Consider the following 20,267-nt stretch of genomic DNA (forward strand, 5'->3'; position numbering starts at 1 on the left):
AATCGGTCCGCTTAAGCGTTGGCGTCGGCCGGCGCCGCAGCGCCCGCGCGCCCGGCGTTCGCCGGCGCGGGGGCTGCCTGCTCCGCGGGCGTCTCCGCCGCGGCCGCCGGCTTCGCCTTGCCGACGAACAAGGCCAGCGGCAGCGCCACGATCGCAATGATCGTGGCGATCATGTACACGTCGTTGACGCTCATCGTGAAGGACATCATCCCGATATGCTGCTCGTTCGCGTCGCCGGCCTTCGCCAGCTCCGTCCCGTGCAGCACCGAGCGCGATGCCAGCAGCGACGTGAAGATCGCGATCGCGAACGAACCGAAGACGTTCCGCAGCCAGTTCGAAATCGAGGAGGCATGCCCGGTCAGATGCCGCGGGATACGCTCCATCGCCGCGTTGCTCGCAGGCATGATGACCATCGCGATGCCGAGGTTGCGCACGATCATCCACCACAGGATGTAGCTGTGGGAAATGTCGATGCTCGACCAGCTCAGCATCAAAGTGCCGAGCGCGAGCAGCGGAATGCCGACTCCCATCAGCCAGCGGGGGCCGATCGACGTGTACAGCTTGCCGACGATCGGCATGACGAGCGCCATGACGAGCGAGGCCGGCAGCAGGATCAACCCCGTATCCATCGTGGAGACGAGCTGGATGCGCTGCAGGAAGAGCGGCGTCAGCAGCGTTCCGGAGTAGAGGCTGATCGTCAGCACGATGGTGATGATCAGGTTGAGCAAGTAACGGCCGTTCTTCAGCACCCGCAAATTCAGCAATGGGGTATCGGTCCGCAGCTCCTGCCAGACGAAGGCCAGCAGCATGATGACGCCGAAGACGAACAGCGAGATGACCCTGGCCGAGTCCCAGCCCCATGAACTGCCCTGGCCGAGCGCGAGCAGCAGCGAGACGCTGCCGAGCAGCACGGTCGCGAAGCCGACGCCGTCGAATTTCTTCGGCACGCTGAGCCGATAATACGGAATATAGGCGGCGACGAGCACGATGGCGATCAAGCCGATCGGAATGTTCATCCAGAACAGGTACTGCCAGTCGAAGTTCTGCAGCAGCCAGCCGCTGAAGGTCGGCCCGATCGCCGGGGCCATCATCGAGGCCAGCGACCATAGCGCGATCGCCATCGCCTGCCGCTCCCGCGGGATGACTTGATAGACGATCGCCATCGAAGCCGGCAGGATCAGGCCGCTGAACGCGCCTTGCAGGATTCGGAACGCAATCAGCGAATACTCTTCCCAAGCGATCGCGCAGAGGAACGACGACAGCGTGAAGCCGACGAGCGCGAACAGGAACAGCCGCTTATAGCTGAATTTCTCGCCCAGGTAGCCGACGATCGGCGCAAACGTTCCCATCGCGAGCATGAAGCCGGTCAACGTCCATTGGATCGTGCTCAGGCTCGTGTGAAAATGATCCTGCAAAATCGGCAGCGCGATGTTGATCGTGCTGGAGGCCAGCACGCACAAGAAAGACCCCACGAATATGGCGGTCATAATGGGCCAAAAGCTCGTTTTCGGCCCGGTTTGTTCCTCCTGTTGAACCATTTTCTCTCCCATCTCCCCGTATCATTTGCTCATATGTTAGTTTTTACATATAATGAGTGCAGTATTATTATAAGCCCACATTCGCCATATGTCAAAATTTACGTATAAAAAGGAGTCGCAATGAACACACTTTCCTACGGCCTGTTGAGCCTGCTCTCGCACGCCGCCGATTCCGGCTACGACCTCATGCTGAAGATCCAGCCGTTCTGGCCCGCCAAGCACAGCCAGATCTACCCGCTGCTCGCCCAGCTCGAAGGCGGCGGATACGTCCAGCACAAGCTCGTCGTCCAGACCGACAAGCCGGACAAGAAGGTCTATTCCATCACCGACAAGGGCTTGAACGCCCTGCGCAATTGGCTCACGCTGCCGACGGACGAGCCCGTGACGCGCGACGAGCTGGTGCTCAAGATCTTCTGCATGGAGCAGGGCGATCCCGCCGATATCCGTCACATGCTCGAGACGCGCCTCGCTTACTACCAGGACCAGCTGCAGTGGCTCCAGTCCAAGAAGGAAACCTATGCCCAGCTCAATCCCTCTCCTTCGCTCGGCATTGTCCTGCTCATGCAGAAAGGGGAATTCTCCGTCAAAGCCGACCTCGAGTGGACGCAGTGGGCCATGCAGCAGGTCATCGCGCACGAAAAAGAGCCGAATCCCGATTGAACGGGATTCGGCTCTTTTTTGCCCTTCAACGGCGCCAGGCAGCAGCGGTCGGCTTGCTTGCGAACTCTTTGCTAAACCGATCGCCAGCATCGTTCCGGCTAATGGCAAGCATTCGCCTTTCGCCGAATCGTGCGCAACAGGCGGACGGTCCGCAAAAACGGGCAAGGAACCGACGCCGGTTCCTTGCCCGTTTCTTGCTTACATGAGAACGCCGAGCAGCGTGCCGCCCGCCGCGCCGGCAAGCACGACCGACCAGGGCGGCAGCTTCCAGAAGGCCAGCATGCCGAACAACAGGACGGCCAGCGCGAAATCCCGCGCGTCCAAGATCGCGGAGGTCCACAAGGGATCGTACAGCGCAGCCAGCAAAATGCCGACGACGGCGGCGTTGATCCCCGTCAGCGCTCCCTGCACGCTCGGCTGGCTTCGCAGCATGCTCCAAAACGGCAGTGCGCCGACGATGAGCAGAAAGGCCGGCAGGAAGATCGCCGCCGTCGCGACGACCGCCCCTCCGATGCCGCCGGCCAGCGCGCCGAGGTAGGCCGCGAACGTGAACAGCGGACCCGGGACGGCTTGCGCCGCACCGTAGCCGGCCAGGAAATCCGGGCGGCTGACCCATCCCGGCGCCACGACCTCCCGCTCCAGCAGCGGCAGCACGACATGCCCTCCGCCGAATACGAGCGCGCCCGACCGGTAGAACCGGGCAAACCAATCCAGCCACTCGGCGCCGCTCCAGCGGGCAGCCAGCGGAAGCGCCAGTAACAGCATGACGAACAAACCCAGGCAAACCAGCCCCGCGGATCGATTGACCGCGCCAGGGAACGCTGGGAGCCTATCCCCTGCCTGCGTCCTGAACAAGCGCATGCCGATGACCGCGGCCGCGGCGATGATCAGCACTTGGCTCAGGGCCGTTTGCCAGCAGACGGCTATGGCCGCGGCGAGCAAGGCGATCGCCGTCCGGTTTCTGCCTGCCGCGAGCTTCTGCCCCATGCCGAGAACGGCATGCGCCACGACCGCCACGGCGACGATCTTCAGTCCGTGAATCCAGCCTGCGCTTGCGATGTCGAACCCGTGAAGCAGGAACGCGAAGGCCACGAGCGCGACGACGGAAGGCAGCGTGAAGCCGAGCCAGGCCACCGCGCCTCCGATTAGCCCGGCGCGCGCGATGCCGATGCCGATCCCGACCTGGCTGCTGGCGGGCCCGGGGAGAAATTGGCACAGCGCGACCAAGTCGGCGTAGCTCTGCTCATCCATCCATTTGCGGCGTTTGACGTATTCGTGATGAAAATACCCCAGATGCGCGATCGGACCGCCGAACGAGGTCACCCCGAGCTTCGCGGATACGGCCAGTACTTCCATTAATGCTGCTGTTTTCCCCCGTTTGGCGGGAGAAGGCGGATACGGATGCTCCATGGAGGCCGCTAACTCCCTTCGATTACGATTCACCATCCCGAGTAGCGTACCACCGCATGATCATCCCGGTGTTAACGCTTCGTCCGCCTCCAGGAACCGAGCGATACCGCAAACGCGAACGAGGGACCCTCGCGCGGTCGGCGAAAGTCCCTTGTCGCATCGGACGGCGAAGGAAGCAGCATGTCTATGCTTGCTCCCGCAGCCCGTCCTCGATATGAAACTGCGTCTCGTACAGCTGTTTGTACAGCGGATCGGATACGACCAGCTCGGCGTGCGTGCCGATCGCGGCGATGCGCCCCTTCTCCATCACGACGATTTTGTCGGCCTTCAGAATCGTGGAGAGCCGGTGCGCGATCACGAGCGCGGTTCTGCCCTCGAGCAGAACGGCCAGCGCATCCTGGATCTTGCGTTCGATGACGGTATCGAGCGCGCTCGTCGCCTCGTCGAGCAGGACGATCTTCGGCCCCTGCAGCAGGACGCGCGCGATGGCGAGGCGTTGGCGTTCGCCGCCGGAGAGCCGGTAGCCGCGCTCGCCGACGACCGTGTCGTAGCCTTCCGGGAGCGCCGCGATGGTGTCGTGGATCTGCGCCGCGCGGCATGCCGCCTCCATCTCTTCACGCGTGGCGGTTTCCTTGGCCAGCTGCAGATTGTTCGCGACCGTGTCGTGGAAGAAGAACGGATCTTGCGGGACGAGCCCCATCTGCGCGCGAAGCGCATGCAGCGTCAAGGTCCGGGTATCCATGCCGTCTACCTCCAGCGCCCCTTCCGCCGGGTCGGAGAAGCGAGGGATCAGGTTCAGCAGCGTCGTCTTGCCCGCGCCGCTCGGGCCGACGAGCGCGACGGTCTCGCCGGGCTCGATGGCGAGGTCGATGTCCCGCAGCGCCCAGCGCGCGCCCTGCCGTTCCGCCGTGTCCCCGCCTTCCGGCCGGTCGCGGCCCGTTCCCGGCTCCGCGTCCTGCGCGGCCGGATGATACGAGAACGACACCTTGCTGAGCCGAATCCGGCCCTGCACGCTATTGTCCGCAATGGTCCGCGTGCCGTCCTTCACTTCCGGCTCGACGTCCATGATGCCGAAGATGCGCCGGAACAACGCGACCGAAGACAAGATGCTGACATGCAGCTGCGCGAGCTGGCTGAGCGGGCCGTAGAGGCGCGAGAGCAGCGCCGTGAACGCCACGATCGTGCCGAGGCCGATCTCGCCCTGCAGCACGAGCCAGCCGCCGTACATCCAGAGCAGCGCCGGTCCGATGGAAGAGAACATGTTCAGCCACATGAACAGCCAACGGCCGACGAGCGCCTGGCGCACCTGCAGATCGCGCAGCGTCCGGTTGGAATCGTCGAACTCCTTCTCCTCCGCTCCCTGGCGGTTGAAGATGCGGATGAGCAGCGCGCCGCTCACGCCGAGCGACTCGCTCAGCTGCACGGTCATTTTCGACAGCCACTGCTGGATCTGCCCCTGCAGCTTTTGGCGCGATTTCCCCACGCGCTGCGTCGGAATGACGAAGCCGGGCACGACGATGACGGCGAGAACCGCCAAGCGCCAATTCATGCTGAACATCAGGAACAGCGTCGCCGCGATGTTCAGGAGATTGCTGACGAACCCCACGAGCGTCGTCGTCACCACGCTTTGGATGGCGGTGACGTCATTGGTCACGCGCGACACGAGATCGCCCGCCTGGCGGGACGCGAAGAACCCGACCGTCTGCCGCTGCAGATGGCGGAAGAGCGAGATCCGGTAATCCGCCATCACGTTCTGGGCGATCAGGTTGCTGAGCCAGGTCTGGAGCACGCCCAGCAAGCCCGTCGCGATCGAGATCAAGATGAGCGCCAGCGTATATTCGACGATCAAGGACATGCTGCGCCGCGCGATGCCGTCGTCGATGATCTTCTGCGTCAGCCAGGCCGGCAGGACGCCGCCGAACGACGTGGCCAGAATGACGATCGTCACGATGATGGTGTACGGCCAATACGGGATGAAGGCGCCCAGCGCCCGGCGAAAGATCGCCCAATCGAAATGCTCGTTCTGGGCGAGCTCCCGCATTCGCCAACGGTTGCCTCCGCCTCCGGGGCTTCCCCCGCTGCCCGCGCCTAAGCCCAATCCGCGAAAATCCTGCATACTGATCGCTCCTTACCGGAGTCACTCCCGAATGTGCCGGGTCGTGCCGTTTTATTCCCGTTCATGTTGGTCTTCCGATTGTGCCACGACGACCTTCACGCCCAATGCCTGAATCCGCTCGATGGCCTCGGGGTCCGCATCCCAATCCGTAATCAGCAGGTCGAGGCCCTCGATCCCTCCCGCCCTCGCGAACCCGTCGTTGCCGAGGGAGCGGTGCGTCGTGACGCCGATGCGCCTGCGGGAAACGGCCGCGACCGTCCGCCCGAACGCCGCCACCTCCGGCGTGGAGACGAATATCCCTTCTTCCGACATGCCGCCTCCGGTCACGAAGCTGATGTCGAATTTGAACTGCCGGATGAATTCGTTCGCGATAACGTCCGTAATGTTGCCGGATCGCTTGACCCGGCCGCCGATCATGTACGTCTCGATCCATTCCCGCTCCCGCAGGGAATCGGCGACGCGGGTGCTGTTGGTCACCACCGTCAGCGGCAGCTGGTCGGGCAGATGCTTCAGCAGCACGTAAGAGAGCGAGCCGCTGCCGATGAATACGGTGTCGTTCGCCCGCAAGTACGAGACGGCCAGCTTCGCCACCGCGTTGCCCTGCGGGGAGCCTTCGCCGTAGCGCGCTTCGGGCGGAGGCGGGGGCTGCCTGACCTTCGTCGACGCGATGGCGCCGCCGTGCGTCTTGCGGAGCAGCCCCTGCTCCTGCATGATGGACAAATCCCTGCGGATCGAATCGATGGAGATTTGAAACCGCTCGGCCAAATCCTTGGCGAGCACCCGCTTCTCTTGCTCGAGCAGCGCGAGTATCTGCTCCCTGCGTTCTTCGGCGAACATGCCCGCGGTATCCTGCGTGGTCATGCGCGATCCCTCCCGAATGTCTAGGTTTCGATAGTCAATAATGCAATTATATTCGTCTTTATTCAGCTTTACAAGAAATTTGCACAACGTTTGTGCCGTTATGTTCAGTTTTGCTCCACAAACGAAACGCAACGCTGGAGAATCACTCCGCCGTCCACGTCTCCTGCTCTCCCATTTCTCTCAAAGGCCTCGCCAAATAAAAAGCACTTCGCGGCGGATAATCCGCCTTGAAGTGCTTACTTTCTCATTCTAATGGTCCTTCTTGCTCCGTCGCGGCCTGCTTGATGCTTGCCATGCTCTCCACGACCGCAGGCGAGCATGCCCAACGGAATATCCCCGCTCCACGCCAAAAAGCCCCGCGCCTATCCGGGGACAGCGCGCGAGGCCGGCACAAGAAGCGGTCAGACCTTCTCCAAGCCATTGAAGATATTATCCTCCAGCACCGTGGATTTATCCCCGTATTCTTTAATGATATGCTTCTCGCCCCAGTCGCACAGCGAATCCAGCACCGACTGCAGGCTCCAGCCGTAGGGGCTGAGCTCGTACTCCACTTTCGGCGGCACCTGTTTATGAACGTTCCGGGTGACGATGCCGTCCTCCTCGAGCTCGCGCAGCTGCTGGATCAGCATCTTCTGCGTAATGCCGGGCATCAGCCGCTTCAGATCGCTTGTCCGCTTCGTTCCCGTGGTCAGATGGCAGAGGATGACGCACTTCCATTTGCCGCCGATCACTTCCAGCGTTGCCTCCACGGTTACCCTGTATTTCTTCTGTTCTCCGCCTTCGTTTGCCACGGCCGCTCCCCCTTGTCATACAAAAGTTACTTTTTGGTGACTATATTACTGCAAAGTACGTACTATCCGATCTTACGCATAGCTCGTATAATAGCATTCACCGGCCGGGTACCGCAAGCTCAAAGGAGGAAATTCATGACTTCACCGAACCGAAAAAGCACATTGGCCTTACTGGCTTTGGCGATCAGCGCCTTCGCGATCGGCACGACGGAATTCATCAGCGTCGGACTGCTTCCGCTTATCGCAGAAGACTTCCATATATCCATCACGGCGGCCGGATTAACCGTCACGCTCTACGCGCTCGGCGTTACCGTCGGAGCCCCCGTCTTGACGTCGCTGACCTCGCAGGTGTCGCGCAAAACGCTCCTGATGTGGATTATGATCGTGTTCATCGCGGGTAATCTATTAGCGGCGACGGCCGGCAGCATCGCCGTCCTGCTCGCCGCGCGGGTGATCGCGGCCTTCTCGCACGGCATCTTCATGTCCATCGGCTCCACGCTGGCGGCCGATCTCGTACCCGAGAACCGCCGCGCGAGCGCGATCTCCATCATGTTCTCCGGGCTGACCGTCGCGACGGTGACGGGCGTTCCGATCGGCACGTTCATCGGCCAACAGATCGGCTGGCGGGCCGCGTTCTTCGCCATCGTGGCGATCGGCATCATCGCGCTCGTCGCCAACCTGGCGCTCGTGCCGTCCAATCTGCGAAAAGGGAACCGCATCCGGCTCGGCGATCAGGTCAAGCTCGTCACGAACGGCCGGCTGCTGTTGGTGTTCCTGATGACGGCGCTCGGCTACGGAGGGACGTTCGTCGTCTTCACGTACCTGTCTCCCCTGCTTCATGAGGTGACGGGCTTCCGCGAAAGCACGGCGGCCGTCATCCTGCTTATGTACGGGATCGCCATCGCCATCGGCAACCTCATCGGAGGCAAAGCGGCCAACCGCAATCCGGCGACCGCGTTGTTCTATATGTTTGCCCTGCAGGCGATCGTTCTAATCGTCCTGTGGTTTACCGCGCCTTACCAGCTCGCCGGGCTGATCACGATCTTCTTCATGGGCTTGTTCGCCTTCATGAACGTGCCCGGGCTGCAGGTCTACGTGGTCATGCTGGCGGAACGCTTCGCCCCGCAGGCGAAGGACGTCGCGTCCGCGGTCAATATCGCCGCCTTCAACGCGGGCATTGCCATCGGCGCTTACATGGGCGGCGTCGTCACCGATTCGATCGGACTGCTCAACACCGCGTGGGTCGGCGCTTTGATGGTCGCGGGAGCCGTCCTGCTGACTTTATGGGCCATGCGGCTCGAACGCAAGGACCGGGCGGCCGGGCTGACGGACGAACCCGCTCTGCGGCAAGCGTAAGCCTGTACGACCATTCACAACCATGAGAGGAAGATGCGAAATGTTGAACCATCTGCAAGATACCGTCACGCTTCATAACGGCGTCCAAATGCCGGGCTTCGGGCTCGGCGTGTTTAAAGTCCAAGAGGGGGACGAGCTTGTCCAAGCGGTGAAAGCCGCCATCAAGCACGGCTATCGCAGCATCGATACGGCCGCGATCTACGGCAACGAGCAAGGGGTCGGACAAGGCATCCGCGAAGCGCTCCAAGAGAACGGCCTCCGCCGGGAAGAGCTGTTCGTGACCTCGAAGGTATGGAACGCCGACCAAGGGTACGAGTCGACGCTTGCCGCGTACGAGGCCAGTCTGAAGAAGCTGGGACTGGACAGCCTGGATCTGTATCTGATCCACTGGCCGGTGAAGGGGAAATTCAAGGACACGTGGCGCGCGCTCGAAACCCTGTATCGGGAAGGGCGCGTGAAAGCGATCGGAGTCAGCAATTTTCAGGTGCATCACTTGGAAGAGCTCATGCGGGAAGCAACGGTGAAACCGATGGTGAACCAAGTGGAGTATCACCCCCGCCTGACGCAGAAGGAGCTGCTTCGCTTCGCGAAGGAGCAGGGCATGCAGCTGGAAGCCTGGTCCCCGCTCATGCAGGGAGAGCTGCTGGACAACCCGGCGCTGCTCGGGCTTGCGGCCAAATACGGCAAGTCGGTGGCGCAGATCATTCTTCGCTGGGATCTGCAGCATGGCGTCGTCACCATACCGAAGTCGACCAAGGCGCACCGCATCGCCGAGAACGCCGCGATCTACGACTTCGAGCTGACCGGCGAGGACATGGCCGCCATCGACGCGCTGAACGAAGACCGCCGCATCGGCCCGGACCCGGACAATTTCGATTTCTAAACCCGTTCGTCACACGCGGCCATCCTAGCGGGGATGGCTGTGTTGATGCGTTCGCGCAGCTCTTAATGGGGCGCCGAGATTGAAGCAAAGACTCGCAAGGCCATTGCCATTGCGAGTCTTATTTTATTTGTCCGCGTGCGATGGGCGATTAAGCGAACAGGACGCCCGCGCTTGCGTAGCCGGCGACCGTCGTGAGGATCTCGATGCCCGTTCCCGTGGCGGAGAATACCATCAACAGGCGGGTTTGCGCCGTAACGGGAATTGTCAAGCCCGTCGTGATGCCGTTCGAGATCGTGCCGAGCACGATGATTCCGGAAAGCGACGGCGCCAAGGTGACGATGGCGCCCGGGATCGGAGCGAAGACATTGTTCGGCGTCGGCGAGCTGTACAGCTGTGCCGTGATCGTAACGGAAGATGTCAGCAGGGTAACGGCCAGCGTCGTGCTGAAATACGCGGAAATCGCACTGATCGTCGTATCCGTCGGCACGGAGAACGCCATGTTGAGCAGCAAGCCCGCTGCTCCGGTAAGATCGATATTCACGCCGGTCAACGCGACACCTATAGCCGAGCTGCCGAAGCCGACCAGGCTCGTCGTGCCGACCAGCCCGCCGAGAACCGTCGTCAATACCGCCGGCGTGCCCGAAGCGAACGGAATGATCGCGCCCGAGCCGGTCGCGCCGGTCGCTCCCGTTCCGCCCGTTGCTCCCGTGTCTCCCGTTGCTCCGGTAGCGCCGGTACCTCCGGTTGCTCCGGTCGCGCCAGTACCCCCGGTTGCGCCGGTTGCCCCGGTACCTCCTGTCGCTCCTGTCGCTCCGGTTGCCCCTGTTCCCGCAGCGCCCGTTGCTCCGGTCGGTCCGATCGCGCCTACGGCCCCTGCCGTCCCCGTTGCTCCGGTAGCGCCTCTCAATCCCGTTTCGCCTGTCGCGCCTGTCGCTCCGGTTGCTCCGGTCGCGCCGGGATCGCCCGTAGCCCCGGTCGCCCCTCTCGGCCCCGGAGGCCCTGGCGGCCCTGGATGTCTGCCCATGCGTAGCTTCCCCCTCGTGTTCGTCTTACGACATCATACAAACAGGGGCAAATGAATGCGCACTTCATTTACCCACATCGGTTAAAATAGGCGATTTTTGCGGAACATTGGCTGATTTTGCGTCCTGGCATGCCATTGTCCCATGCCGTTCGGCAGCGATTGCATTACATTGTAGGAGGAACGTATGCCGAGGAGTGACATTCATGGAGAAACGCCGATTCATCGCGATCATGGTGCCGACCAGACGAGCGCGAAAACCGACCTTGCGCTTCTATCAGCGCTGCTGCGATCCGAATACGGCGATTTATGCCTTCTGTCCGGACGACATCATTTGGAGCGAGCGCCGCATTATCGGGCTGCGGCGGTACAAGCGAAGCTACAGGCAGCGGGTCTTCCCGTTTCCCCTCGTCGTCTACAACCGGTGCTTCAACAAGAAGACGGAAACCGTGCAGCGCTTGGAAGACGCGATCGGACCGGGCAAATGCTTCAACGTTATCAACTTTTTCAACAAGTGGCTGCTGTATAACCTGCTGAAGCCGTCGGAGGCCGGATCGTACGTCCCGGACACGTATCTCTACGACAAAGAAGAGCTGCCGCGGCTGCTGGAGACGTACAAGTTGGTCTACATCAAGCCGCTCTACGGATCGATGGGCAAATTCGTCTACCGCGTGGAACTGCAAGACGGCGGCGAGGTGCATCTGGCGCTGCACAGCCTCTCCGCGAGCCTGATTTGCCCCGACATCGAGGAGATGCAGCGGGTGCTGGGCAAGTATCTGGGAACGCAAAAATACCTGGTGCAGCAAGGCATCCGCACGACCCTGCTGAACCGCAGGCATTTCGACATCCGCGTGCTGATGCAGAAGAACGGGTCGGGCGAATGGGCCGTCTCCAATATCGCCTCCCGCGTAGCCTACAGGCAATACTTCAATACCGCCATCTGCGAAACGATTCGCGACGCGGCGGACGTGCTGCCCCGAATCTTCGAGCCGGATGAACGCGAGGGCATCCTCCGTACGTTGACGGAGATCAGCATCGTCGCTTCGGCGGAAGCCGAGGCCAACATGGGCTTGCTCGGCGAACTGAGCGTCGACTACGTCGTGGATACCGACAAACGGCTCTGGATCATCGAGATGAACGGCAAACCGCACAAAAGCATCTACGCGAACCTGAAAGGCTACGCCTTCCGCAGGCGCATCTACCGGCGGCCGATGGAGTACGCCGCGTACCTCGCACGCTCGGAGCCGGAAGCAAGTCCGATGAGATTTGCAACGGAGGCTCCCGCGGCGCAGGTGACGGAGGCGCTTGGAATGGAGACGCCGATGACCGAGGCGCTCACGGCGGAGCCGTTTGGGACGGTGGAGCCGATGACCGAGGACCTCGCGGCTCAGACGTTTGGAACGAAGGCGCCGGTGACCCTCGTACCGGAGGCTCTGGAGACGGAAGAGCTTGGAACGGAGACGCCACTCGAATCGTATTCGATCTGGCCGGACGCGTTCGCGATGGAGACACCGGGACCGGTAACGCTGGAACCCGGGACGCCGGGATCGCAGACGCCCGTATCGGAGGCACGCGGATCCGAGGCGAGGGGGACGGACCTATGGCATTCGAACGAAACCGATCGGGCCGCGTTCGACATGCACGTCAACGAAGTGCCGCAGATTTGCCGATCGAACGATACCGAACCCGGAACTTCCGAAACGCAACCATTCAATCCGGCAATTGCCGGTCCGGAGCTTGCCGAACCGGGAAGCCCCGGACTGGCGCCGCCGGATCCGGCAGTCAACCAATTAAAGCAAGCCAAAGTGAGAACGCTCGAAGCGCTGCTGTTCAAGCTCCTGAACCAATCCAGGCGTGCCTTCTCGAAAACGCCCGAGCCGGCACCGCCCGAACCGGCGGAGCACCGATCCAAGCAAGCCGGCGCCCCGGAATGAACGCGAATAATCCCCGTCCCTCCTTGCGGAGCCGAACGGGGATTTTCGTTTTTTTCGACTGGAAACGATTGGATTCATGCGTCAAACCGTTTACTATGAAGATAGCATGCGATGCTTTGACAATCGACGGAGGTTTTGGCGAATGATGACGAAAGCAGAAACGATGGACAAGCTCATCGAAGAAAAAGGCGCGCTCGGCGGCGCGGAGGTCATCGCGATAGTCCGCGAGCTCTTCGGCTGCGATCTCGCATCCGCGCCCATGGCGCCCGGCACCCCTGAACCGCAGGCGGCCATCGACGCGTTTCTCGGGCAGCGCGACGGACGCGCGGCGGGAAGCGAGCTGCGCGGGATGATCAACGCGGCGTTCGGGATCAATCTGGATGCCTTATCCGCCCTGGATGGCAAGCGCATCTCCCTCTTCTCGAAGGGACAATGGATGCTGCAGGCGGACGACGACTTATTCGTGGTGTACACCGGCGAAGGGGACGTGGACGTGAAGATCTATCCGACGGGCTATCTCGCGGACCTCACCGGGTCGCGCGCGCTGCCGCCGGAATTGGCGGAGGCGCTGACCCGCCTCGGCTACGCCGACGAAGGACCGGCCGGCTGTACGTACGCGGATCCGGCCGGCCAGGCCGTTCCGGACGCTTTCAAGGGCCAGACCATCATGGCGCTGATGAACGCGATTCGCGCGTCCTACGCGAGCGCGTGAGACGGCGGTCGTTTATTTGCCGAACGACGACAGGAACTTCACGCGGTCGCCCATCGGCGGCGTGTTGTTGTCCTTGAGCGCGATCTCCAGCACGGCCGGTCCCTTCGAACGGAGCAGCCCTTGGATGGCATCCTCCCGGATGTCGTCCATCCCGTTCACGCGATAGCTCGGAATGCCCATGGCCGCGGCCATTTGCGAGATATCGACGGGCTCCTGCTCGAAGGAGGCATGGGCGCGCTTGAACTGCAGCGAGTGGCCGTGGTAAACCATGCCCAGCCTGGCGTTGTTGACGATCACGAACAAGATCGGCAGCCCGTATTCCTTGGCCGTCAAAATTTCCATGCCGTGCATGAAGAAGCAGCCGTCGCCCGTGATGCTGACGACCGGGCGTTCGGGCTCGGCCAGCTTGGAGCCGATCGCCGAGCTGATCCCGCTTCCCATCGCGCCGAAATGGACGTTGATGTTGAACGAATCCGTATCCAATACCTGCATGTGATGAATGACGTACGACATGAACTCGCCGATATCGACGGTATAGCGCGTATCGGCCGGCAGATGGCTTTGCAGGTTCCGCAGCACGTTCGCCGTGTTGTATTCCCCTTCGTCCTTGACGGACGGCCGCGCGTCCCCGTAAATCAAATTCGACGTCCCCCGCGACAAGCCCAGCACCCGCAGCTCCTCGATCAGCATCAGCAAGCTCAAATGAATATCGCCGAGCACCGGAATATCGATCTTGTATTTGCGGTCGAACACCGTTTGGTCAAAGTCGAGCTGCACGGTGAACCGGCCTTTGTTCAGGTTCACGTTGTAATTGTTCGTCGCGGTCTCGCCCAGGCTCGAACCGACGACGAGCAGCGATTGACGCGCGCCTTCGGCGATCAGGGTCGAGGCCGCCTCATGGCCGGCAAAGCCGAATACGCCGACGAACAGCGGATGATCCTCCGGGATGTAGCCCTTGGCCTGCGGCGTGACGACGATCGGCCAGTTCAGGATTTCCGCGAGCTCGATGAGGGACTCGACGGAGCCTCTGACGCCCTGCCCGACCAAAATGCAGCCGTCCTCGCGCTCCATCAGCGCTCTGGCAGCCGATTGGATCGTCTCCAAATCCGGAATCATCGGCTTGCGCTGCGGCAGCGCCGGAATGTCCGCGTTGCCGACTTCGGCGTGCTGCACGTCGATCGGAATGGCGACATGGACCGGACCGGGTACGCCGGAGACGGCGATCCGGCAGGCTTTAACGACCTCGGGCAGCACGTCCTTGGCGTCTTTCACGATGACGCTGTATTTCGTGACGGGCTGAAAGACCGGGGCGACGTTCAACTCTTGCGACGCGTTCAGCCCCATCGTGCCGACGGGCACGGCGCCGGTCAGGAACAGGACGGGCAAATGCTCGCGCATCGCGTTCGCCGCGCCCGTCACGAGGTTCGTTGCGCCAGGGCCGCTGCAGCCGATAGCTACGCTCAGGCTGCCGGCATACTTGGCGTAGGCCGCCGCCATATACGAAGCCGCGCCCTCATGCTTGGCCACGACCGGCTCGATCTCCGGCATATCGTACAAGGCGTCGAAAAACGCGTTGACCGACCCTGCCGGGATGCCGAATAGATGTTTGACGCCGTTCTTCTTCAAAAACTCCAATACCGCGCGAGCTGCTTTCATCGCCAATCCCTCCGCATATAAAATCGTAGCTATCCGAGCTGCTATTAAAGCCCGCTGTTCGAAAACCGTTATTTGATCAAAAACTTCGTCTCCAGGTCCCCCGCCTTCATGGGCCGGCTGAAGTAATAGCCCTGCATCAGGAAGCAGTCGCGGGCCGACAGGAAATCGACATGCTGCCGCGTCTCGACGCCCTCGGCGATGACGCTCAGGTTCAAATTCTGCGCGAGCGTGATGATGGTGTTGATGATCGCGGCGTTATCGTCGTCCTTCGTGATGTCCTGCAGGAACGACTTGTCGATCTTGAGCGTATCGATCGGCAGGCTCTTCAAATACCCGAGCGACGAGTAGCCCGTTCCGAAATCGTCGATGGCGATCTGGATGCCCAGTCCCTTCAGCTCTTTCATCGTCTCGAACGTGAGGTCCCTGTTCTTGATGATCAAGTTCTCCGTCAGCTCCAGATGCAGGAAATCCGGACAAAGGTCGGCTTCCTCCAGCGCGTTCTTGACCATGGCGAACAAATTGTTCTGCTCGAACTGGCGGGCCGACAGGTTGACCGACATGCTGAACGTCGGATAGCCCTGCCGCTGCCAAGCCTTGAGCTGCTTGCACGCTTCCTTCAGCACCCATTCGCCGATCGGCACGATGAGCGCGGTCTCCTCCGCGATCGGAATGAACTGGTCCGGCCCGATCATGCCGCGCTTCGGATGATTCCAGCGCAGCAGCGCCTCCACGCCGACCAGCGAATTCGTCTTGTGGTTGATCTGAGGCTGATAGTAGAGCTCGAGCTCGTTCAACTCCAGCGCCCGGTACAGCGCGTTCTCGAGCTTCACGCTCTCGAAGGTGCGGGTGTCCATGCCCTCGCTGAAGAAATGGTAGCTGTTGCCCGAGATTTCCTTGGACTTGTACATCGCGGTGTCCGCGTTCTTGATGAGCGTGTCGGTCGTGTCGCCGTTATCGGGATACAGGCTGATGCCGATGCTCGCCTTGATGTAAATCTCGTTCTCCATGAGCTGGAACGGATCCCTGAGCGAATCGATCACGAGCTGCACGACCTTCAGCACCTCGGTCTCGTTCTTGATGTTGGGCAGGTAGATCGTGAATTCGTCTCCGCCCTGCCGCGATACGGTCGCGCCGAGCGGCACGCACTGGCTGAGCCGCTTCGCGACGTCGCGCAGCAGCAGATCGCCGAAGCTGTGCCCGAGCGAATCGTTGATGAACTTGAAGCGGTCGAGATCCAGGTAAAGCACGGCGAGCTTCTCGCCGTTGATCTGCGCCTGCATGAGTCCTTGGTTGAGCCTGTCCTTCAGCAGCACGCGGTTCGGCAGGTCGGTCACGCTGTCGAAATAAGCGTGGTACTTGATCTCGGCCTCCATCTGCTTCCGCTGCGTGATGTCCTTGAAGGTGACGACGTCGCCGACGATCTCGTCGCCTTCCCGGATGGAAGAGATGACGAACTCGACGGGAAAGCTGGAGCCGTCTTGACGGTAGAACCGCTCGTCCTGCCCGTAATTGTCCCAGTTCCCTTCGGCCGCAGCCGCCGCGTAGCTCGCGCTTTCACTTCTGCCGTGCATGCCGTGGAAGATAATGCTGGACGGCAGTCCGATCAATTCGTTCTTCGATTCGTAGCCCAGCATGGAAGCCGCGGCCGGATTGCAGAACGTGATATTGCGGTCGAGATCCAATCCGAAGATGCCCTCGCCCGCCGAATTCAGGATCAGCTCCTTCTCCCTGCTGAGCTGCTGAAGCTCCGCCACGACGCGCTCCAGCTCCTGATTCTTGACCGTGATCTCCGAGGTCCGCTCTTCGATGATGTTCTCCTGCTTCTCCATATAGAGCAGGTTCGACAACGTCGAAGCCGTGGCGTCCACGATCGACTGCGCGAGCTCCATCTTGGCGATCGAGTAGTGCAGATTGCCCTCTACCAGCTGAACGACCGAGATCACGCCCAGCACCTCGCCCATCGACACGAGCGGAAGCATGAAGATGCTCCGGATGCCGAACGTCCGGCACAGGTCATGATTCGGCCGCTCGTCCGCGAACACGTCCGGGATCAGGACGGCCTTCTTCGTGCGGATGACCTCTTTAAAAACCCCGTCGTTGCTCTCGTCGATCCGGATCTTGCTGTGCGTGCGCATCCAGTCTTCTTCCGTCCAATCGCTGTCCTTGCTCAGCTTGGCCGGCTTGATTTTGCTCTCCGTAATGGGGTCCAGCAAATGAACGCCGATATTGAAATTGTCCAGCACCTTCCCGAGGTAGAAGAAGCAGCTGTCGAGGCTCTCCTGCATCGTGGAGCACATGGCCAAATCGCTTGTCACGTCGAGCAGCAGTTGTTTCTCTGCGATGAGGTTCTCTTTATGCGTCAAGTTTCGTGCATTCTGTATCGCGACGGCCGCCATGTTGACGTAGGCTTCGACCGTTTGGATTTCGGACTCCGTCAGGTTCATCGGGATGCCATAATCGAAGAGAAACACCACGCCGAACAATTCCTGTTCGAACGAGATCGGTAACACCAGCAGCGACTTGATTTGGAAGCCTTCCACGGCTCTGGGGTCGGGTCTGGAGTCTTTCGAGGTATCCGGGATGTACACGGCCTTCTTGGTTTCGATGACTTCTTTCGCGAGCAGATCCGCTTCCAGGTCGATGACGTGCATGTCCAGCGTCAATCCGTTGATCACCTGCGGCTTCCCGACGTATCCCCTGAAGGTCCCATCCTCCTGCGGCAAATATATGCCAACGGAATTACATTGGACGATTTCTTCGGAGATCGCGGTAGTCACATGCTCCAGGACTTCTCGCAATTCCAGCTTGGTATTGATCAATTTGGTCAGATGCGCTAGGCGCGAATATCTCATTTGCTCTTTATACACCTTCAAGCCCCCGCTCCCGGATCAAGCTAAATTACCGATAACATACAAAGTTCTACAATAAAGGCGAATTTCCTCTCGCAAAAAAAATTAAATCTTGACAAAGATCTCTCGTAAGCGAACGGTATTCGGCACGAATGCGGGATCGCCGCGGCCATTCGAAGCCGCTTGTCGAAAAACCGAGGGTCTGGAGACCTATGCCTGCCGGAACCCAATGAAAAAAGCACCCGAAATCGGGTGCCCGGCGCGATGGTCAGCGAAGCGCGATGGCCCCCCGCGATGGATGAAAAAATCCCGGCTTAGTCCAGTTCCAGGACCGAATCGCCGCTTATGATCGTGCCGTGATCGATGCCCTCGCAAATCTCTCTCATCGAGCCCGGCTGGTCGAAATTGAATACGTGCATCGGCAGCTTGTAATCTCTGGCCAAGATGAACGCCGACTGGTCCATGACCAGCAAATCGCGCTGCAGGACATCGTTGTAATGCATGGCTTTGAACTTCCGCGCGCTGCCGTCCCGCTTCGGGTCGGCATTGAATACGCCGTCGACGCCCTGCTTGGCGACGAGGAGCGCATCGCAATTCACTTCGATTGCCCGCTGTACCGAAGGATAATCGGTCGTCACGTACGGCTGCCCGTTGCCGCCGGCGAAGATGACGATGTAGCCCTTCTCCAGGTGGTGAATGGCCCGCAGCCGGATATACGGCTCGGCGACCGACGTGGCCGGAATGGCCGTCATGACGCGGATCTCCCTGTCCGTGCGCGCTTTCAGCACGCCGCGAAGCATCAGGCTGTTGATGACCGTGGCGAGCGTGCCGATGTTGTCGGCTTCCGCCCGCTCGATGCCCCACGTCTCCGCCATGTTGCCGCGGAAGATGTTGCCGCCGCCGATCACGACCGAGACCTCGACGCCGAGTTCGATGACGGACATGATTTCGCTCGCGATATGCTCCAGCCGCTCCGGCTCGAACCCGAATTCCGAACGGCCGGCGACCGCGCCGCCGCTAAGTTTGATGAGCACCCTTCTGTACCTGGTCAGCTTCAACACCTCCGAATAAAATAAAAACACTAAAGCAATGAATGCTTTAGTGTTTCGAAAGACGAAAATATGAAGACGCATGGGATTGCCTGTCGGAGCGTTTCCGTATCCGCCTCATCGTTTCGCCTCCTTTTGAATGCCGTGCCGTTCCTTAGTGTATCGTTGGCGCGGCCGTTTGGCAACGGGTATCTGGTACCAGGCCGCAGCCCCGGATCAGCGCTGATGCTGCCGTCCGTAGGCATGAAGTCCCCGGCCGGCAAGCACGGCCGCCAAGATGGCGGTCATGACGAGCAGCGCGCAGATCAGCCCGATGACGCCGGGCCATTCGTAAGCCGACAGGAACGATCCGCCTGCCGTGCCGAGCAGGCTGGAGCCCAGGTAATAGAACAGCAGATACAGCGAGGACGCGTACGCCTTGTAGGGCGGAGACGCGATCTTGCCCACCCATCCGCTCGCCACGGTATGACCCGCGAAGAACCCGAACGCGAACAGGACAAGGCCGACGATCGTCATCGACAGGCTGCCGGCGAGCGTGAAGACCGCTCCGGTCAGCGACAAGACGACGCCCGCGCCGATCAACCCGGCTCGCGAATGCCGATCGGCCAGTTTCCCGAAGAAGAACGAGCTCCATGAACCGACCAATTGAAAGACGAACAGGCAGCCGATGACCGATTGGCTCAGGCCGTACGGCGGCTTGGCGAGCAGGTAGCCGATATAGTTGAACAGCGTGACGTAGCCGCCGAGCAGCAGGAAGCCGGTGGCGTAGAGCGGCAGCAGCCGTTTGTTGGAGAGTCCGCCCTTCAGCCCGTCGATCCACAGCCGAAGCGAGATGCCGGCCGGGCGGAAATGCCGCGACTTCGGCAGGTACGCCCAGAACAGGATGCTGCAGACCAAGCTGCATAAGCCGAGTATCAGCAGGCCGATATGCCAGTCGAACAGATCCGTGAGCAGGCTGACGATGACCCGGCCGACGAAACCGCCGATCGCGGTGCCCCCGACGTAGACGCCCATGACCTTGCCGATGCTGGCGGGCTCGATCTCCTCGTTCAAGTACGTCATCGCGATCGCCGGGAAGCCGGACAAGCTGATGCCGAGCAGCAGGCGCAGGACCAGCAGCAGGTGGAAGCTGCCGCTGAAGGACGAGAGGATCGCCAGGACCGAGGTCGCGAACAACGACGCGACCATGATGTTTTTCCTGCCCCAGGCGTTCGAGAAGGCGGAGATGAACATCATGCAGACCGCGAGGCTCATGGTCGAGAACGAGATGACCATGCTGGCCGTGGACGGCGAGACATGGAACCGTTCGGAGAACTCCCCGAGCAGCGTCTGCGGACTATAGAGGACGGCAAACGTCACGATGCTGCCGAGCAGCATGCTGAGCAGCGTACGGCGGTAAGCTTGGCTTCCTTTGGCGATGTGCGGCATGAT

At 61.0% G+C, this 20,267-nt stretch carries 15 protein-coding genes; 5 read left to right on the forward strand and 10 right to left on the reverse strand.

Annotated features, from left to right (window positions below; translation table 11 throughout):
* Positions 1 to 11: 11 nt before the first annotated feature.
* Positions 12 to 1,538, reverse strand: a complete 1,527-nt coding sequence (locus tag AC50YL_RS30165; protein ID WP_494836909.1) for an MDR family MFS transporter — start codon at positions 1,536 to 1,538, stop codon at positions 12 to 14.
* Positions 1,539 to 1,658: 120 nt separating this feature from the next.
* Here AC50YL_RS30165 and AC50YL_RS30170 point away from each other — a divergent pair, with 120 nt between their 5' ends.
* Entirely contained in the window at positions 1,659 to 2,198 is a 540-nt protein-coding gene (locus AC50YL_RS30170; RefSeq protein ID WP_494836910.1) for a PadR family transcriptional regulator, read from the forward strand.
* A 198-nt stretch (positions 2,199 to 2,396) separates the two neighbouring features.
* On the opposite strand, the gene chrA is transcribed toward AC50YL_RS30170, so the two are convergent.
* The 4 genes from chrA to AC50YL_RS30190 form a co-directional block, all read right to left on the reverse strand.
* Positions 2,397 to 3,608: a chromate efflux transporter gene (gene chrA / locus AC50YL_RS30175; RefSeq protein WP_494836912.1), complete on the reverse strand. Its 1,212-nt coding sequence runs from the start codon at positions 3,606 to 3,608 to the stop codon at positions 2,397 to 2,399.
* Between the two features lie 184 nt (positions 3,609 to 3,792).
* Positions 3,793 to 5,724: an ABC transporter ATP-binding protein gene (locus AC50YL_RS30180; RefSeq protein WP_494836914.1), complete on the reverse strand. Its 1,932-nt coding sequence runs from the start codon at positions 5,722 to 5,724 to the stop codon at positions 3,793 to 3,795.
* 51 nt (positions 5,725 to 5,775) lie between these two features.
* Entirely contained in the window at positions 5,776 to 6,561 is a 786-nt protein-coding gene (locus tag AC50YL_RS30185) for a DeoR/GlpR family DNA-binding transcription regulator (protein ID WP_494837150.1), read from the reverse strand.
* Between the two features lie 425 nt (positions 6,562 to 6,986).
* On the reverse strand, positions 6,987 to 7,376 hold the full coding sequence (locus AC50YL_RS30190) for a winged helix-turn-helix transcriptional regulator (RefSeq protein ID WP_494836915.1): 390 nt from the start codon (positions 7,374 to 7,376) through the stop codon (positions 6,987 to 6,989).
* A gap of 135 nt (positions 7,377 to 7,511) precedes the next feature.
* On the opposite strand from AC50YL_RS30190, the gene AC50YL_RS30195 reads away from it, so the two are divergent.
* Together AC50YL_RS30195 and pgoN are read left to right on the forward strand one after the other, a co-directional pair.
* A complete protein-coding gene (locus AC50YL_RS30195; protein WP_494836916.1) occupies positions 7,512 to 8,732 on the forward strand; it encodes an MFS transporter in 1,221 nt (406 codons plus the stop codon).
* A 40-nt stretch (positions 8,733 to 8,772) separates the two neighbouring features.
* Entirely contained in the window at positions 8,773 to 9,615 is an 843-nt protein-coding gene (gene pgoN, locus AC50YL_RS30200) for a glyoxal/methylglyoxal reductase (RefSeq protein WP_494836917.1), read from the forward strand.
* Positions 9,616 to 9,763: 148 nt separating this feature from the next.
* On the opposite strand, the gene AC50YL_RS30205 is transcribed toward pgoN, so the two are convergent.
* Positions 9,764 to 10,639, reverse strand: coding sequence for an exosporium glycoprotein BclB-related protein (locus AC50YL_RS30205; RefSeq protein ID WP_494836918.1), 876 nt, complete (start codon positions 10,637 to 10,639; stop codon positions 9,764 to 9,766).
* Between the two features lie 203 nt (positions 10,640 to 10,842).
* Between AC50YL_RS30205 and AC50YL_RS30210 the strand changes: the two genes are divergently transcribed.
* The gene (locus AC50YL_RS30210) at positions 10,843 to 12,570 is read left to right on the forward strand and encodes a YheC/YheD family endospore coat-associated protein (protein ID WP_494836920.1); all 1,728 of its coding nucleotides are present in this window, start codon (positions 10,843 to 10,845) and stop codon (positions 12,568 to 12,570) included.
* Between the two features lie 142 nt (positions 12,571 to 12,712).
* A complete protein-coding gene (locus tag AC50YL_RS30215) occupies positions 12,713 to 13,282 on the forward strand; it encodes a hypothetical protein (RefSeq protein ID WP_494836921.1) in 570 nt (189 codons plus the stop codon).
* Positions 13,283 to 13,294: 12 nt separating this feature from the next.
* On the opposite strand, the gene AC50YL_RS30220 is transcribed toward AC50YL_RS30215, so the two are convergent.
* The 4 genes from AC50YL_RS30220 to AC50YL_RS30235 form a co-directional block, all read right to left on the reverse strand.
* Positions 13,295 to 14,938, reverse strand: a complete 1,644-nt coding sequence (locus AC50YL_RS30220; protein ID WP_494836922.1) for a thiamine pyrophosphate-binding protein — start codon at positions 14,936 to 14,938, stop codon at positions 13,295 to 13,297.
* 68 nt (positions 14,939 to 15,006) lie between these two features.
* Positions 15,007 to 17,790 carry a bifunctional diguanylate cyclase/phosphodiesterase gene (locus AC50YL_RS30225; protein WP_494836923.1) on the reverse strand — a complete coding sequence of 928 codons (2,784 nt, stop codon included), beginning with the start codon at positions 17,788 to 17,790 and terminating at the stop codon, positions 15,007 to 15,009.
* Between the two features lie 311 nt (positions 17,791 to 18,101).
* Positions 18,102 to 18,839 carry a UMP kinase gene (gene pyrH / locus AC50YL_RS30230; RefSeq protein ID WP_494837151.1) on the reverse strand — a complete coding sequence of 246 codons (738 nt, stop codon included), beginning with the start codon at positions 18,837 to 18,839 and terminating at the stop codon, positions 18,102 to 18,104.
* 213 nt (positions 18,840 to 19,052) lie between these two features.
* The gene (locus AC50YL_RS30235) at positions 19,053 to 20,264 is read right to left on the reverse strand and encodes an MFS transporter (protein WP_494836924.1); all 1,212 of its coding nucleotides are present in this window, start codon (positions 20,262 to 20,264) and stop codon (positions 19,053 to 19,055) included.
* Positions 20,265 to 20,267 lie beyond the last annotated feature (3 nt).

The sequence above is a fragment of the Paenibacillus sp. J22P277 genome (assembly GCF_059383675.1).

What these genes read in the sequence shown, in the direction of transcription:
- pgoN (WP_494836917.1), top strand. Translation starts at nt 8,773, where the DNA reads ATGTTGAACCATCTGCAAGATACCGTCACGCTTCATAACGGCGTCCAA.
- AC50YL_RS30235 (WP_494836924.1), bottom strand. Translation starts at nt 20,264, where the DNA reads ATGCCGCACATCGCCAAAGGAAGCCAAGCTTACCGCCGTACGCTGCTC.
- AC50YL_RS30210 (WP_494836920.1), top strand. Translation starts at nt 10,843, where the DNA reads ATGGAGAAACGCCGATTCATCGCGATCATGGTGCCGACCAGACGAGCG.
- chrA (WP_494836912.1), bottom strand. Translation starts at nt 3,608, where the DNA reads ATGGAGCATCCGTATCCGCCTTCTCCCGCCAAACGGGGGAAAACAGCA.
- AC50YL_RS30205 (WP_494836918.1), bottom strand. Translation starts at nt 10,639, where the DNA reads ATGGGCAGACATCCAGGGCCGCCAGGGCCTCCGGGGCCGAGAGGGGCG.
- AC50YL_RS30215 (WP_494836921.1), top strand. Translation starts at nt 12,713, where the DNA reads ATGATGACGAAAGCAGAAACGATGGACAAGCTCATCGAAGAAAAAGGC.
- AC50YL_RS30220 (WP_494836922.1), bottom strand. Translation starts at nt 14,938, where the DNA reads ATGAAAGCAGCTCGCGCGGTATTGGAGTTTTTGAAGAAGAACGGCGTC.
- AC50YL_RS30165 (WP_494836909.1), bottom strand. Translation starts at nt 1,538, where the DNA reads ATGGTTCAACAGGAGGAACAAACCGGGCCGAAAACGAGCTTTTGGCCC.
- AC50YL_RS30225 (WP_494836923.1), bottom strand. Translation starts at nt 17,790, where the DNA reads ATGAGATATTCGCGCCTAGCGCATCTGACCAAATTGATCAATACCAAG.
- AC50YL_RS30170 (WP_494836910.1), top strand. Translation starts at nt 1,659, where the DNA reads ATGAACACACTTTCCTACGGCCTGTTGAGCCTGCTCTCGCACGCCGCC.
- AC50YL_RS30185 (WP_494837150.1), bottom strand. Translation starts at nt 6,561, where the DNA reads ATGTTCGCCGAAGAACGCAGGGAGCAGATACTCGCGCTGCTCGAGCAA.
- AC50YL_RS30195 (WP_494836916.1), top strand. Translation starts at nt 7,512, where the DNA reads ATGACTTCACCGAACCGAAAAAGCACATTGGCCTTACTGGCTTTGGCG.
- AC50YL_RS30180 (WP_494836914.1), bottom strand. Translation starts at nt 5,724, where the DNA reads ATGCAGGATTTTCGCGGATTGGGCTTAGGCGCGGGCAGCGGGGGAAGC.